The 14,941-nt window shown below is 56.9% G+C and carries 10 protein-coding genes and 7 pseudogenes; 7 read left to right on the plus strand and 10 right to left on the minus strand.

Annotation, left to right across the window (positions count from 1 at the left end):
- The coding region (locus ACP7AD_RS17810) for a PAS domain-containing protein (protein WP_426166370.1) at positions 1 to 1,207 on the minus strand (1,207 nt) is incomplete at its 3' end.
- A 138-nt stretch (positions 1,208 to 1,345) separates the two neighbouring features.
- Between ACP7AD_RS17810 and ACP7AD_RS17815 the strand changes: the two are divergent.
- Together ACP7AD_RS17815 and ACP7AD_RS17820 are read left to right on the plus strand one after the other, a co-directional pair.
- Positions 1,346 to 1,636: pseudogene (locus ACP7AD_RS17815) on the plus strand (cytochrome P450); the annotation flags it as partial.
- A gap of 227 nt (positions 1,637 to 1,863) precedes the next feature.
- Positions 1,864 to 2,850 carry a tyrosine-type recombinase/integrase gene (locus tag ACP7AD_RS17820; RefSeq protein ID WP_426149097.1) on the plus strand — a complete coding sequence of 329 codons (987 nt, stop codon included), beginning with the start codon at positions 1,864 to 1,866 and terminating at the stop codon, positions 2,848 to 2,850.
- A 90-nt stretch (positions 2,851 to 2,940) separates the two neighbouring features.
- Here the strand turns inward: ACP7AD_RS17820 and ACP7AD_RS17825 are convergent, their stop codons facing one another.
- From ACP7AD_RS17825 to ACP7AD_RS17850, 6 genes and pseudogenes are all read right to left on the minus strand, one after another.
- On the minus strand, positions 2,941 to 3,621 hold the full coding sequence (locus ACP7AD_RS17825; protein ID WP_426149096.1) for a haloacid dehalogenase type II: 681 nt from the start codon (positions 3,619 to 3,621) through the stop codon (positions 2,941 to 2,943).
- Between the two features lie 78 nt (positions 3,622 to 3,699).
- Positions 3,700 to 3,900: pseudogene (locus ACP7AD_RS17830) on the minus strand (IS3 family transposase); the annotation flags it as partial.
- Between the two features lie 12 nt (positions 3,901 to 3,912).
- Complete coding sequence (locus ACP7AD_RS17835; RefSeq protein WP_426149095.1) at positions 3,913 to 4,974, minus strand: IS110 family transposase; 1,062 nt, start codon at positions 4,972 to 4,974, stop codon at positions 3,913 to 3,915.
- A gap of 218 nt (positions 4,975 to 5,192) precedes the next feature.
- A pseudogene (locus ACP7AD_RS17840) lies at positions 5,193 to 6,166 on the minus strand (IS3 family transposase); the annotation flags it as partial.
- A 414-nt stretch (positions 6,167 to 6,580) separates the two neighbouring features.
- Positions 6,581 to 8,074: a GDSL-type esterase/lipase family protein gene (locus tag ACP7AD_RS17845; protein WP_426149094.1), complete on the minus strand. Its 1,494-nt coding sequence runs from the start codon at positions 8,072 to 8,074 to the stop codon at positions 6,581 to 6,583.
- Positions 8,075 to 8,796: 722 nt separating this feature from the next.
- Positions 8,797 to 8,910, minus strand: coding sequence for a DUF4113 domain-containing protein (locus tag ACP7AD_RS17850; protein WP_426149093.1), 114 nt, complete (start codon positions 8,908 to 8,910; stop codon positions 8,797 to 8,799).
- Positions 8,911 to 8,973: 63 nt separating this feature from the next.
- Between ACP7AD_RS17850 and ACP7AD_RS17855 the strand changes: the two genes are divergently transcribed.
- Entirely contained in the window at positions 8,974 to 9,651 is a 678-nt protein-coding gene (locus tag ACP7AD_RS17855) for an IS6 family transposase (RefSeq protein WP_426149100.1), read from the plus strand.
- Positions 9,652 to 9,724: 73 nt separating this feature from the next.
- On the opposite strand, the pseudogene ACP7AD_RS17860 reads toward ACP7AD_RS17855, so the two are convergent.
- Positions 9,725 to 9,985 (minus strand): annotated as a pseudogene (locus ACP7AD_RS17860) (IS6 family transposase); the annotation flags it as partial.
- 73 nt (positions 9,986 to 10,058) lie between these two features.
- On the opposite strand from ACP7AD_RS17860, the pseudogene ACP7AD_RS17865 reads away from it, so the two are divergent.
- From ACP7AD_RS17865 to ACP7AD_RS17880, 4 genes and pseudogenes are all read left to right on the plus strand, one after another.
- A pseudogene (locus ACP7AD_RS17865) lies at positions 10,059 to 10,975 on the plus strand (IS630 family transposase); the annotation flags it as partial.
- Positions 10,976 to 12,345: 1,370 nt separating this feature from the next.
- A pseudogene (locus ACP7AD_RS17870) lies at positions 12,346 to 13,521 on the plus strand (IS3 family transposase).
- Between the two features lie 244 nt (positions 13,522 to 13,765).
- Positions 13,766 to 14,161, plus strand: coding sequence for a type II toxin-antitoxin system RelE/ParE family toxin (locus ACP7AD_RS17875; RefSeq protein ID WP_426149092.1), 396 nt, complete (start codon positions 13,766 to 13,768; stop codon positions 14,159 to 14,161).
- Complete coding sequence (locus ACP7AD_RS17880; protein ID WP_426149091.1) at positions 14,133 to 14,447, plus strand: helix-turn-helix domain-containing protein; 315 nt, start codon at positions 14,133 to 14,135, stop codon at positions 14,445 to 14,447. The genes ACP7AD_RS17875 and ACP7AD_RS17880 overlap by 29 nt, the downstream gene beginning before the upstream one ends.
- A gap of 75 nt (positions 14,448 to 14,522) precedes the next feature.
- Here ACP7AD_RS17880 and ACP7AD_RS17885 read toward each other — a convergent pair whose 3' ends face one another.
- Positions 14,523 to 14,693, minus strand: coding sequence for a hypothetical protein (locus ACP7AD_RS17885; protein WP_426149101.1), 171 nt, complete (start codon positions 14,691 to 14,693; stop codon positions 14,523 to 14,525).
- A gap of 27 nt (positions 14,694 to 14,720) precedes the next feature.
- Positions 14,721 to 14,941: pseudogene (locus tag ACP7AD_RS17890) on the minus strand (hypothetical protein); the annotation flags it as partial.

A 14,941-nucleotide genomic window follows, 5' to 3' on the forward strand; every position in this document is an offset into this window, starting at 1 on the left:
CGGTGTTCTGGTCATGAAATGAAGCTGCCGGGCAGTTAGCCATCGAAGAATTGGATGCGACAACAATTCTGACACCCAGGGATAGTGTGCCGTCGGCAAGATGCAGTTTCAAGGAACCGCAAAACTTTTCGTTCGTGTCTCCCCGGCGCGGTGCGCGTCCCCACAACTGCGCGGCAACGTCGTTGTATTCCTGGACGGTTCCTTCTGCGTCGCACGAATACATCGCGAGCGGCCCCAACTGGAACAAGGCGCGAAAGCGCTCTTCGTTTTGGCGCAGGGTTTGTTCAACCTGCATGCGATCGGTCACGTCGCGCGAGACGGCGAGCAAACGCGCGGGCTTGCCGTTGGCGTCGAGAATCGGCGAAATCGCCACGTCCCACCACTTGGCTTCCCCGCAAACCGTTCGGAAAAACCCGACGAATTTTCCTTGCCGGCCCGCCGCTGCGGCCTCAACCGCTGCTTGCGCACTTTGCCGATCACCGCCCGCCCAGAACGCGATCCACGGCTTGTTCAGGAACGGTTCGATGTCTTCGATGCCCAGCAGCGCCAAGTCGTTGAGCACGGACAGCAAATTTCCCTTGAGGTCGAGAATCTTGATGCAATCCGGGCTGCTGTCGATGATGCTGCGGTTGAACTCTTTCTCGGCATTGAGCGCCTGTGTTGCCTGGTATGCCGCCGAGGCAAACTTGCCCAGGCTTGTGAGCTGGCGCAGGTCTTCGGCATCGAACCTGCGCCGCGCATCATGGGCAATTGCCCAGATCGTGCCGACCACCTTTCCTTGCACGTAGAAAGGAACTAACAGGCACTCCTCGGCCACGGGCGTCGCTTCGAGCAAATAGGGGTAGCGCCGCTCGAAGCGCTTGAACAGCAGCGGCGCGTTGGAATCGAGCACATCGCCGCACGGGCCGAACTCGCGCGGCGTGCCGCCCCCTGCGTACGGACTCCACATGCCGGCGATGGCAGGCCAATAAAACCGCTTTTCGTCTGGGGTCAGCAGGCTCAGGCCGGCGGAATCGGCTTTCAAGAGCGCCAGCACGCTGTCGCTCAGCGTTTGAAGAATGGTATGGGGCGAGACGACCAGCGCCTGGGCCAACGCCAGCAGCGCGCGGTTTTCTGCGGCGTAATCAGGCGCGCGGGCCGGGCGCCGGTTCAATTCTTCCGTGCACAGGATCGATTCGAGCGGCACCAAGGTTTCGCTCGAAGCCATGGGGGAAGAATCGGCAGGCGCCGGCTTCTCGACTGATGCGAATTTTTCGCTTGATGAAAAGGTAATGCTCACGGAATGAAAATATAACCGCAAAGAGCGCCATATAACAAATGCTTAGTTCGCGCGGCCGCGTTCGAGCCCGAGCGCTGGCTTTGTGGGGATGACCCCGGGGCAGTGGCGCATGCAGTCAAGCGCCTTTCAATGCCGTTCGGCGCCGGTCCGCGCATGTGTCCGGGGCGCTACCTGACGTTGCTGGAAATGAAGATGGCGATGGCGCAGCTGCTGGGCCACTTCGACATTGAAAGCCTCGACACGCTTGACGGGCAAGAAGGGATCGCTTCAGAAAAAGGAAAAAATCGTACGGTAAGGCATAGCCATGCTCGAAAAATCCATGTCCTGCTTGGAGTTCTGTTCGTTGTGTCAGGTTGAAATACACCTCAGACAAGCGTCAGGTCACAGCAGTAAATCACGTCAGGATAGGGTTGTTTTGACCTTTTCCTGACGACTTTTAATCTTCATTCAAGACTTCAACCTGACAAGTCAATCCTTACCGTACGATTTTTTCCGAATTCTGCGACGATCCCTGATCAGCCGTGGTGGGCTTGGCTGGCATCGCGGCGGCGACCGATAAACGCTATTCGTTACCAATGGTTAGGATGGCATCCAAGGCCACCGACCTCCAGCCGCTCCGCGCGGCCTCCCCCCGCGCCCTCACCGTTCCCGAATTTGCCCAGCTGGCCGCCGTGCCACCCGAAGTCCAGTGGTTTGCCAACCTGGCGAGCCGCCAGACCCGGCGCGCCTATCAAAACGATTTGCGCGCTTTTATGCAGTTCACCGGCATTGTCAAACCCGAAGAATTTCGTTTGGTCACGCGCGGGTACATCCTGGCCTGGCGCGCCGCGCTGGAAAAGCAAAGTCTGACCGGCGCCACCATCCGGCGCAAGCTTGCCGCCCTGGCGTCCTTGTACGACTACCTGTGCAAAGCCAACGCGGTCACGCACAACCCGGTGCGGGGTGTGAAGAGACCGAAAGCCGAAACCAGCGAAGGCAAGACGCCAGCGCTGGGAAACGCGCAAACGCGCGCGCTGCTGGCGGCGGCGCCCAGCGACACGCTCAAAGGCAAGCGCGACCGGGCCATTTTGTCGGTGCTGCTGTACCACGCGCTGCGCCGGGAAGAATTGACCAAATTGTTGGTAAAAGACTTCGGTCAGGATCTCCGGGGCGTTGTGCACCTAGCAGTGCAGGGCAAGGGCGGTAAGCTGCGCTACCTGCCCGCGCATGCCCATTCCCTGCGCCTGGTGGCCGATTATTTGACGGCCGCCGGCCATGACGGGGAAATGGACTCGCCGCTTTTTAGGCGCATCCGGGCACCCAAGGCAGGTGCCTTGGCCAGCGCTTTGACTCCCGGCGCCGTGTATTCCGAAGTCGTGGTGCACTATATGAAGCGGGTCAGCATCAGCGGGAACAACATGGGCCCGCACGCGCTACGGGCCACCGCCGCCATCTCCGCTTTAGAGCACCAGGCCGACATCGCCAAGGTCCAGGAGTGGCTGGGCTACGCGAGCATCAGCACGACCTGCGTCTATGACCGGCGCGGGTTCAGGCCCGAGGACTCGCCTACTTTCAAGGTCGCCTACAGCTGAAATCCTCGCCAAGGAGCGGCTGGGCTTTGATAGCGTGATCGCGCAAGTCGTGGAACGCTAAGTTGAGGCACTTGGCGAACCTCTGCCCTCTCAGGCGCCCAACGCGCTTGCCAAGGCATCAAGATCTGAAACGTCAATATCCAGGGCCGGTCCAAGAGGAAACTTTTGCTGCCCTTCGCGCGCGATGAAAGCTGTTTGCAAACCGGCCCACTTCGCGCCCGCCACGTCCCAACCGTGGGCTGCCACGAGCATGCATTCGGACGGATCGACGTTCATTTCCCGCGCCGCCCAGAGATAGACCTCCGCGTGTGGCTTGAATTTGCCGACTGACTCGACGCTGAGCTGCCGCTCGAAAAAGCGTTCCAGGCCAGCATGCTCCATCTGAGCCTTCACGCCAGCCTGCGACGAGTTTGTCAACGTCGCCATCCGCCAACCGCGCGCGCTCAGGCGCTCCAATGCGGGCTTCACGTCGGGATGAGGCGCCAGCGAGCGCATGGGGGAGAGCGCCTCTTTGGCATCCTCCTCGCTCAGCGCGATGTCGCTGTTGCGCGCGAGCATTCGGAGCGCGGCCGCGCCTATGTCGGGGAAGGCCGCGTATTGGCCGCTGACGGTCATCGCTAGCGAATAATGGAGCATAGTGGCGAACCAAAGCTCGGCCGCGTGGGGCTCGAGCAGGATGTCGGCCACGCTTTTCTTCAACGGCCCGATGTCCAGCAGGGTCTCGTTGACATCGAACAGCAGAACCTTAGGTTGGGCGGAAAGTGGCGGCATAGTTTTTTTCCTTTGATGGCGGTCTTTCCAATTATCAAACGCCAACGCATGTGTGGCGGTAAAGTTATTTCGGACACATTAATAGGTGGGTTGAGTTGCCGATTTATGCTCGAAAGCATTGGGTGACAAGTTGTCCAGTTTGGAGTGCAATCGCACGGCGTTGTAGAAGTTGACGATGTAGTCAGCCACCTCATGGATGGCTTCGCTGTGATTGGCGTAGCCCTTTTGCCAGACCCGCTCCATCTTCAGGCTCAAGAAGAAGCGCTCCATCACCGAGTTGACGCTCCTATGTCAAGTGGAAGATGCAGAGTCTTTCAAATCAGCCAAGATCAGTGGGTACAGCTCGCGAACGATGTAGCGCTTTAAGCAGCGGTGGATTTCCTTCTTTGATAACCCTTCACCTGTGCGTTTGGCAACGTAATCACGGGTGCGCGGATCACTTCGCATACGCACCATTGCAATGGTCCACAACGCGTTATTGGCCTGGCGATCTCCGCTGCGATTGAGTCGATGCCGCTGAACCTTGCCAGACGATGCTTGAAGAGGACTGGTTTCACAAAGAGCGGCCAGCGCCGCTTCGCTGTGCAAGCGGGTGGGGTTGTCACCCGCCGTCACTAGCAATGTGCAGGCCGTTTGCGGACCGACACCAAAACGGCCAAGCAACCGGGGCGCAGCCTTCTTGGTCAAGCGCGCCAGTTCTGCATCGAGTTCGCGTAGCTCTTCATTGAAGGCCGTCCATCGCTTTGCCAGCAAACGCAGCGCTGTGTGAAGGCTGGCCAGTGCCGCTGTGGCGGCGCCCTGCGATAGTGCAGTACACGCCGCCACGCACTTTGCTGCATCGGTTTTGTAAACAGCATCGCGGATCGCCTGTGGAGCGCTGACAAGCAACACCCGTATTTGATTGATGGTTTGGGTCTTTGCCTTGACTGCGCTGCGGCGTACCAGGTTCAACGTGCGCAACGCCTCGGCCAGACCGTTGTGCGTCTTGGGAATGGCTTTCGCATCACCCGCCAAAACTGATCTTGCAGCACTCTCGGCATCGGTGGCGTCACTCTTTCCGCGGCCCCGGCGGCGGGAACGGTCTGGACGGTTGATCTTGATGACTGTGACGCCATTGCTTTGAAGCACATGCGTTAAAGCTGAACCGTATGAGCCCGTGCCTTCTACGCCAGCACGGCGTAACATCCCGAATGTCTGAGCCCAGCAGAGCAGCTGTCGGTATCCTTCGTTATGAGTACCGACCGATAAAGTGCCCAGCACACGGCCGGCTGTGTCTATGACGACACCGACGTGAACGTCAAGATGGGTATCAACGCCCAAAATGATTTCTGCGTGGTTTACCTGGTTTTCCATGCGACCTCCGTTATCAAGCAGTGGTGGCGTCGCCAAACCATGCAGAAGGACAGGACACTCAGGGTGCATAGAACAAGGCTCCTATTAGGTCACTTGCAGCAGGCCCGGCATTGCCGAGATGAGAGCGGCAATCGGCCGACAGGTCAACGCAAAGGCACGACGCCAATCCCAGCACGGGTCAGGCCAAATGCAGCACTCAAGAAGATCTTAAATTGAGTATCCCAGCAGTTGCCCTTACGGCTCATGCTGCCCACCAGGCCATGTTTTGTCAGCAACGCCTGATGCGCGCCACTCGCGTACTGCGTTCCCCGGTCCGAATGCACGATAAGACCCGCACAAGGATTGCGCTGCGCGATAGCCATCTGCAAGGCCGCGCACACCAGCGCTGCAGGCATCTCGGGGGCCATGGCCCAGCCGACGATTTTGCGTGAATGCAAGTCCAGCACCGCCGCCAGGTACAGCCAGCCACTGCGCGCGTGAAGGTAGGTGATATCGCTGGCCCAAGCTTGGTTGGGCAGCGGTTGATCAAACTGGCGGGCCAGCACATTGGGCGACACTGGCATGGTGTGCCGGCTGTCAGTGGCGGGCATGAATTTTCGTCTCCAAACTGGCCGTAGCCCGTTGGCACGCATTAGCGTTCGTACCCGGTACCGCCCTATGGTCACACCTTGCTTTTGCAGCGCTGCGCACAGCCGGCGGCTGCCGTAGGCCCGGCCGCTGGCGGCAAAGGCGGCTTTCAAGTGGACACTGTCGGCACATGGCCTGGGCGCTCGGCGCGTGCGCGCGGCGTAGTAGCCGGACTGGCTTACTTGAAGTACCCGGCATGCCTGGGTCACGGACACGGCCTTCTTTTGCAGCTGCTCCACCAGCTGGTAGCTCACCGGAGTTCGCGGGCAAAGAAGGCCGATGCTTTTTTTAATATCTCCACATCGCCTCACAGCTGGCGGTTTTCAAGCTCGAGTTGGCGAATGCGCTGGTGCTCGGCGGTGATGGGCTTGCCGATACCGCTCAAGCCGGCTTGCTCGGCTTCAACCTGGCTGAGCCAGCGCCTGACAACACTCTCCACGAGGCCCATGTCCTTGCAAACCTGCTAGAGACTCAGGCCTTGGACTTTGATCATCGGAACGACCTGGAGTTTGAAGCTTGCGTCAAAGCTTCTTCTGGAATTTTGATTCTTCACGTCTTGCGCCATTTAGGTTTGGAAAAAACCTATCGTTGTGTCCGGTTAAATTAGACCACCACACACGCAGAAGATTTATGCAAAAACGCCACGCACGCACGCAAGCTCGGCAACGGCTTTATAGAGCAGCTTTACTGATGCTACCGCCGGCTGAGCAAGTGAACGCGAGACAGCGCGATTCGGTAATGGATCCTTACGTTTTCGCAAATGGCGCGACCCGGATAGATAACAACCCGGCCGTCGCAGACCTTGCCTCAAGCTAATCCCAGTGGTCAGGCAGAAGGGTACTTTGCAGCATCTTGCGAATCATCCCAGCATCACTGATTCAGGTTTTGGTCAAAAAGCAAATCGTGCAATTCCAAATTTATTTTCAAAAAGTTTTGAGGAAATTTCTTAATCATTCCCCCAGACCAGAACACTATTTTATTAAAGTCCTAAATTTCGAATAAACTGCGCAAGATGATTCGCGACTACGAGGTCAGCGGCTTTGGTGGGATGGCCGCTGCATCCGTTCCAGTCGTTAATAGGAAACTCTGTATAGCGAACTTTTGCTTCACCATTATTTAGCATTTGATTATAAGCTGCTTGGATATAACCTTGCTGATCGCTCCATGAGTGAGTCGCGGCAACAAGCATCGCCGATGGGTAACGAGCACGAATAGTCTTGAAAAGGTTGACATAGGCAGAAACGAATTCTGTCTGAGGCGGCGCTCCATTCCAGAAATCATTGGTGCCCAGATTCACAATCACGACACTTGGTTGCATCGCAGAAGCAACTGAAGACGAGCTTGTTTCGCTGGTCAAATTTCGAGAGTAGTAAAAAGGCATTGATGGATTACTGGCTGACGGGCCTATATCGCCGTTATTACGATAGATTCCAATTCCTGAAATACTAATGTTCGCAGCAGGTGCTTCTCCTAGCAACATGGCTGTTTGCTGAGCATAAGACCAAAATGCGCTTTCAGTTGCCGTTGAAAATCCACAAGGCATCGAACCGATATTACCTAACCCTGCAGTGATCGAGTCCCCAACAAACTCCAATCTATATTTATTTGGAAATTCCTGTGGTGCCATCAGCTGACCTGTTCCACCAAACGAAAAGCCCAAGAACTGTGAAGGTCCAGCTTTAGCGCCTTCTGTCTCTCGCATAAGCAACACCTTATGCGTTCCATTGCTCAACCCTGTTGCTAGGCTATATGAGTTCGTACCAGCAGTGACCGAAAATCTCTTGACGAGCTGATCATCAATCACATACGCATAGTAAACCAGAGCATCGGATTCATTTAACGAGACCGAAATTGAAGTACCGCTGAACTGCGCAGTCATCGCCGAGCCAGACCACGAGTAGCGTGGAGTTGCTGGAATCGTGTAGTCGAATCGACCATAAAATTTAACAGCCGCCGTCGTGGTGGCAGGAAGTGGTGTCACTGACGGTACTACAGGGGCCGCCGCAAATGTCTTCCAAAAGAAGGTGCTGACATTCGGGATGTAGCCAGGGTTAGCATAAGCTGCTATATACAAAGCATTTTGGTAGGACACGATATCGCCGGTCTGGTACTGTTTATATTGAACCCAGTTCGGATAAGGACTCGTAGACGGTGCGGATGTGACAGGAGGCAGGGGTGGAGGGGGTGGTGAAATAACCGGCGGCGGTGTAACGACAGGTGTCGCGCAAAGAGATTTTGTAGCCCAATAGTAAGTGCTGATAGTAGGGCGGATGCCGGGCCATGTCGCTGCCTTAGCCACATAAAGATTTCCATCGGTGTATTTAACAATGCTTCCAACTGCGTAAGAGTTTGTTTGCGCCCAATTTGCACTGGCCGCGCAAGTCTGGGCACTTGCTGGATAGCTCATCCCCGCAACCAATAATAAAGCAGCGAGCTTGCCTGTCCAGCTATTCTTTAAATAATTAATAAGCATATATGGCGTGCTCACTTTAATAAAGTTTTTTTGTTATGGATTAACAGGGCGATGTTTACGGGTGTATGAACTAATGGCTAATTTCTTGTGAGGTAACAATGCGAGTGTTTGAGATGCCAGCAACAAGCATCCTTCTCGACTTTAGATTTTCTTCTTACAAATTCTCAATAAAGCAACCACCGAACGCCTATCGACCGACCGATTGATTGATTGATTGATTGATTGATTGATTGATTGAAGCCTATGGTCTAGCTCCATAGGACAACACTAAATCGGATATCAGAAATATTCGTATGTGGCGTAGGATGATGCTTTCAATAAGGTAATAAAAATAGATGAATAAAGTATTTGTTACTCAACTTGCAATATTCGTGTAACAAAGCAGAGGTTGCTAGAGCTTTTAGGCACTCAGTTTTGTCACAACGTTGATTGATAGATGTGCTTGATGCAGGAAAGTAATTTCCTTTTCAAACCGGCATTCATTCGCATAGAACTGAATGGCCCCGATTTTTGAGCAGGCTCCAACTTATAAAAAAATGGAAACCGGAAGAAGTCAACCATGTTTTCAACCGGCCAGAACCAGCCGCTCCTGCAAAAAGTGCAGATGTGCAAGAACGCGTCGTTCAAATTTGCCCGTGAACTACGGGCGTCGCGGTTGGGCTAAGGCTTTCTGGCGGCTGTCCAAGCGTTGAAACGTCAGCCGATCAGGTCAAGCGGCCCGGTTAGACCGCTTTGGCAATCGGCATGTCCGCCCACGCGGTCGTGTAGCCCGGCGTCAGGCGCTCCTGGCGCATGCCCCAAAGCCGGCGATGGTCATTGATCCGGTTTTGTCGCATTAGCAGTCCCAGCCAAGGATGGCGTTATGCTGACAGCCTGAAATTCAATGGTTGGGACGGGCGATGTTGAAGATGAAGGGGATGCGATTTCCGAAGGAAATCATTCTGCTGTGCGTCCGTTGGTACGCAGCGTACCCACTGAGCTACCGCAACCTGGAAGAAATGATGCACGAGCGTGGCGTGTATGTTGATCACTCCAGCGTCAGCCGCTGGGCGATCAAGTTTTTGCCGTTGCTGGAGAAGGTATTCAGAAAGTGCAAGCGGGCAGTCGGCGCCAGTTGGCGCATGGATGAGACCTACATCAAGGTCAATGGCGAGTGGAAGTACCTGTATCGTGCGGTGGACAAGGAAGGCGCCACCATCGATTTCCTGCTCCGTGCCAGGCGCGATACGGTGGCAGTGACCCGCTTTTTCGAAAAGGCGATGCGCCAAAACGGAGATCCAGAGAAGGTCACGATGGACAAGAGTGGCGCCAACAAAGCGGCCATGGACGGGATCAACCGGGACCGCGACGTGCCGATCGAGGTGCGCCAAGTCAAGTACCTCAACAACATCGTCGAGCAGGATCATCGGTTCGTCAAACGCGTGACCAAACCGATGCTGGGCTTCAAGTCATTCAGAACTGCCAGCGCAGTCCTGGCGGGCATTGAGCTGATGCACATGATCCGCAAAGGCCAAATGAGTACCGAAAAAGGAATGGGACTTTCGTTCGCCAAGCAGTTTTATGCACTGGCAGCATAAGTGCGCCCGGGGCCAACGCGCGCTTGAAGAATTCGCCAAAATTTTGTCCTTGACTGGCTAATGCGACAAAACCTTTCCAGGCGCCCTTGACCTTGATATAGGTTTCGTCCATGCGCCAGCTGTCACCCACCGGTCGCTTGTGTTTGCGAAAGACTTTTTTAAGCAAAGGTAGAAACCGGATCGCCCAGCGGTTGATCGAGGAATGGTCGACAAACACGCCGCGCTCCTGCATCATTTCCTCCAAGTGGCGGTAGCTCAACGGATAGGCCGCATACCAGCGAATGCACACCAGAATGACGTCGATTGGGAAGCGCATTCCTTTAGTCGCCAGCATCTCGTTCAAACCTTTTCAGTCAAAGCGCGCAGCATAGACGAGCAAGTTGCTTGACCGTCAACGCGACAAAACCGCCGAGGTTGCACACGCCATTGGCGTGGCCCGGCAAACGGTGTACGTCTGGAGAAAAGTTCTCGATGAAGGCGGCATTGACGCGCTGCGGGACATGGCCGCGCCGGGGCGGCCCGCGCGGCTGCAGGCTTGGCAACTCGAGGAATTGGCACGTGCGCTGCTAAACAAGCCCAGCGTGTACGGCTTTGAAACCGAACTGTGGACACTCAAACGCGTGGGCGCGCTCATCCATCGGATGTACGGCGTGAAGTTTGGGTTGACCAATATCTGGCTGATCCTGGGCGCGTTGGGCTTTAGCCCGCAAAAGCCCGAGCGGCGCGCTATCGAGCGCGACGAGGGTGCGGTGCGTGCCTGGAAGCGCTGCACCTGGCCGGCGCTGAAAAAAAAGCCTGGCGAGAGGGACGCGAGATCGTCTTCATCGACGAGTCGGGCCTGAGCGAGCGGCCCACGCGGGTGCGCACTTGGGCGCCCAAGGGGCGCACGCCCATCATCGAGTTTCACTTCAACTGGAGCCACGTCTCGGCCATCGCGGCTTTGACGCGCACCAGCGTCATGTTCCGCCTGCACGAGGGCAGCATCAAGAAAGAAGAGATCGTGGAATTCCTCAAAGCGCTCAAAGCACAGATCGGACAACCCTTGCTGGTGATCTGGGATGGCTTGAAGTCCCATCGCAGCCTCCTGGTGCGCCAGTATCTCGACAGCCTGGACTGACTGATCCAGATCGCGTTCTTGCCGCCCTACGCGCCGGACCTCAACCCGGTCGAATACTTGTGGGCCTGGCTCAAGCGGCACGCGCTGGCCAACTACTGCCCCAACAATTTGAGGGAGCTGCAAACCACGGCGCGCAACAAGCTCAAAAGCGCCCAGAAGCGGTCCAGCATCATTGCCGCTTGCTGGAAACAGGCGACGCTTTGGTGATGTCGTTCTTTACTGAAAGATCAATAATTTTATCAGGCCCGAGCTGGAGTGAGGATGGCCGCGAGTTCTACGCCGAGCGAAGCGACTATTGCCAGGCCGACTGCAGCGACTTTGTGCGGCATCCCTAGCGCTCCCGAGCAAGGCATCAAAAATGCTGTACCCGAGCGTTTACCGGTCAACGCCGGCTCGACCCCACAAGCCCGGAAGCTCGGTCCTGCAAAGCATCAAAAAACCACCTAGGAAGCCGCACACATCGGCGAAAAATCGATCCTGCAAGCTCTAAAAATCCACCAAAAAACCACCGATGAAGTTACACAAATCGACGGAAACTCTGCTAGAAATGCACGCCAAATGCGCCCCAAATGCACGGCAAAATAACCGGAACCGACAAGGACAGGATGCCCGATATGTGCCTGTCGGCCCAATCCGGTGTTTCGCCCGCTCGGTGGCTTCGCCCCCTTTGCCGTCCCCTCAGGGCTTCGCCCCGAGACCCGGTCATGCTGGCCCAAAGCCCGAGCAGGCTGGACCGCGCTGCTTGCGAGAACGGGTTGCTTCAACGCCAGGCCAGCGCGCCGCGCGCGGCCCGGGCGACGAAAAAGAAAGGGAGCAATGCCCCAACCCGGCGCTGCAGGCGCTTGCCACAGTAAAAAAGGCAGGGTGCCGCCAGCGCGGCAGGCAAGCTGCGGGATGAAAAGGCCCCTGCAAGGGTCTGGACGGGCCTTCTTGCCGTGATCATGGCCAAGCCAGGGGGGTAAGGAGCAGTCAAGCCTTTGGCTGCGCTCTGGCAGCTTCTGGTGGTCCGTGGAGAAGTGAGCGGAACGCGCACAGTTGCCTTGGCAGCGTGCGGCGCAACCCTGGCGTGCTCGGTCCCGGGTGCAGGAAGCCGCTGGCTCTGGCCGTGTTCCGCCGACAGGCTCGGCGGTGCCTGGGTCGATGAAGGGCGCTTTCGTGGCCAATGCGCACGCGCAAACCCGCTCCCAGGACATCGGTGGTGCCGCTCGCTTGCCCTGCGGGGAAGGGCGAGACGCAGCGGCCGCTGGTGCTGGGCTCAATGCTGAACCCGACCGAGACCGGGTTCATGCGTGATCTTGCTTGGGGTCGTCACGACCGGGTCTCGGGGCGAAGCCCTGAGGGGTCGGCGACGGGGGCGAAGCCACCGAGCGGGCGAAAGACCGGATTGGGCCGACAGGCACCTATCTAGCATCCTGTCCTTCTTCATTCCGGTTATTTTTCCTTGGTTTCAAGATACTTTTGAAGTGGATTTTCCGTCGATGTGCGAAGGTTCTTTGATGGATTCTTGGCACTTTTGACCTTGCCCCTGAAAAACGTATCCCTTGCTGAGTGGTTCAATTCAGACAAGGAAAACGGAAATGACGAAAACATCAAGGGCGCGTTACACGCTCGAATTCAAGCAAGAGGCAGTGCGCCTGGTGGACAACGGCCAAAGCATCGCGGCGGTGGCGCGCACGCTGGGGGTGGTCGACCAGACCCTGTCCAACTGGGTCAAGGCGCAAAGCCAAGGCAAACTCACAGGAGTCGACAGCAAGCCCGTGAGCGCCGAGCAGATGGAAATCAGCCGACTACGGGCCGAGTTGGCGCGCGTGAAGATGGAGCGCGACATTCTGGGAAAAGCAACGGCGTACTTCGCAAGAGGGTCGATTTGAAGTACGCCTTCATTGAGCAGCACTGCCGCCTGTGGCCGGTTTCGGTGCAGCCGGGTTCTTCGAGTCAGCGCGGCCGGCTACCACGCGCACCTGGCGCGCCGTGCCAGCGGAGCGCAGCGGCGCCACCTGAGCGACGAGGCGCTGCTGGTGCATATCAAGGCCCTGCACGCCCAGACGCGTGGCGCCTACGGCTGGCCGCGCATCTGGCGCGAGCTGGTGGCGCGCGGCGTCCCGGTGGGCAAGCAGCGGGTGCAAAAGCTCATGCAACTGCACGGCATTCGCGCCAAGGGCAAGCGGCGTTTCAAGGTCACCACCGACAGCAATCACAAGTTGCCGATTTCGCCCAACCTGCTCAACCGCGAGTTCACCGTGACCGAGCCCGACAAAGCCTGGGTCGGCGACATCACGTACATCGCCACGGATGAGGGCTGGCTTTACCTGGCCGTGGTGATTGACCTGTTCAGCCGCCAGGTGGTGGGTTGGTCGCTGCGCGAGCACATGACGTCGAACATCGTCATTGACGCGCTGCGCATGGCTTGGTTCAAGCGCCACCCGGACAAGCACGCAGGGCTGATGTTTCACAGCGACCGGGGCAGCCAGTACGCCAGTGGCGCCTTCAGGGACACGCTCAAGGAGTACGGCATCACGAGCTCCATGAGCCGGCGTGGCAACTGCTGGGACAATGCCTGTAGCGAGACGCTGTTCGGCTCGTTGAAGGTCAAGCGCCTGCACGGGCAGCGCTTCGTGACCCGGCGCCAGGCCAAGGACGAAACCATTGCGTGGCTGCTCTGGTACAACAAAGCCCGGCTGCATTCAACGCTGGCTTATGTCAGTCCGATGCAGTTCGAAAGCGAATGGCTTGCCAGGCAATCCAACGCATGAGCTCGGTTATGGGATACGCAATCCAGGGGCAAGGTCACTTTTTAGATCGATTGCCCGTCGATGTGCGAAGGTTCTTTGATGGATTCTTGGCACTTTTTAGATCGATTGCCCGTCGATGTGCGAAGGTTCTTTGATGGATTCTTGGCACTTTTTAGATCGATTGCCCGTCGATGTGTGACTTTCCCATCAGCACACTTGATTTTTATAGCACTTAGTGCTATAAATAAAATAAAAATGGGCGGAGATGTCGATCTACAAAAACAAGTGGTTTCACCGCTGGGCGAAAAAAGAGGGACTCCCTGAGATGGCGCTATGCATCGCTGTCGAGGAAATGGCTGCAGGGCTCTTTGAGGCCGATCTGGGCAGCGGACTGCTGAAAAAACGCATCGCCAAGCAAGGACAGGGCAAGAGCGGTGGTTTCCGCACACTGGTAGCCACCAATCGGGGCGACCGCTGGGTGTTCGTGTATGGCTTCCCCAAGAACGCCCGCAGCAACATCGACAAAGATGAACAGGAAGCTTTGAAGAAATTGGCAGGGCAACTGCTCGGCTTAACTCCCCAGGCGCTTGCAACGGCTGTGGTAGCCGGGGAACTGATGGAGGTAAACTGCAATGAGAAAAACGAAATCGGCCATTCTTGAAGCCGTCTATGAGACGGCCAAAGGTCTTCATGATGCCGGCGTGATGGACCAACTCACCATGCGCGAATTCGACCGCATGTGCCTGCCGCCGGTACCACCGCTGCAGCCGCAGGAGATCAAGCACCTCCGCGAAACCTCCCACGTCAGCCAGGCGGTCTTTGCTGCGATGCTCAACACCAGCCTCTCCACCATCCAGAAGTGGGAGATCGGGCAAAAGCGCCCGACCGGCGCGGCCCTGAAGCTGCTGCACCTGGTGCAGAAAAGGGGCCTCGAAATCGTTGCCTGAGGCGGTAGCTTCGGATGAAGTATTTCTTGAGGCACCTGTAATGGGGTTTAGGGAGCAATGGAACGTAAAACACGGTTAAGTGTTGCGCTCATTGGGATTTCGTAAGGGCCGCAGCTCTCCTCGGGTGACCGCCTCGGGCACTGCAAAGGAGTAGCGGCCGAGCAGATTGATGTGGCGCTCATGGATGAAGGGCGACAAACGAGCGACATCTTCATCGCGCACCAGGAAGCTTTCGGTAGCTGTCAAGGTAGTTGTCGCCAAAAGTGAAGTGAGTCAGGCTACCTTTTGCGTGTTTCGAAGCTCCTTTATTTGTGGGATTTCTGGGTTGAGGTGCACGACATCGACATGCGCCCATTGGCGAGGCTGTCCTGACCAGCGCTGAGGGTTTTCCTGGCGAGCCCGTTCATAAACGAGCGAGCGCTCCTCAAGCAGGGCCCGGTCCAGCCCGGCATGGCGCTGCGCCGGCGTCACGAAGCCGATGGCGCTGTGGCGAT

The organism is Polaromonas sp. DSP2-3-2b2 (genome assembly GCF_049895905.1).
In the GTDB taxonomy this organism is placed as follows: Bacteria; Pseudomonadota; Gammaproteobacteria; order Burkholderiales; family Burkholderiaceae_C; genus Polaromonas.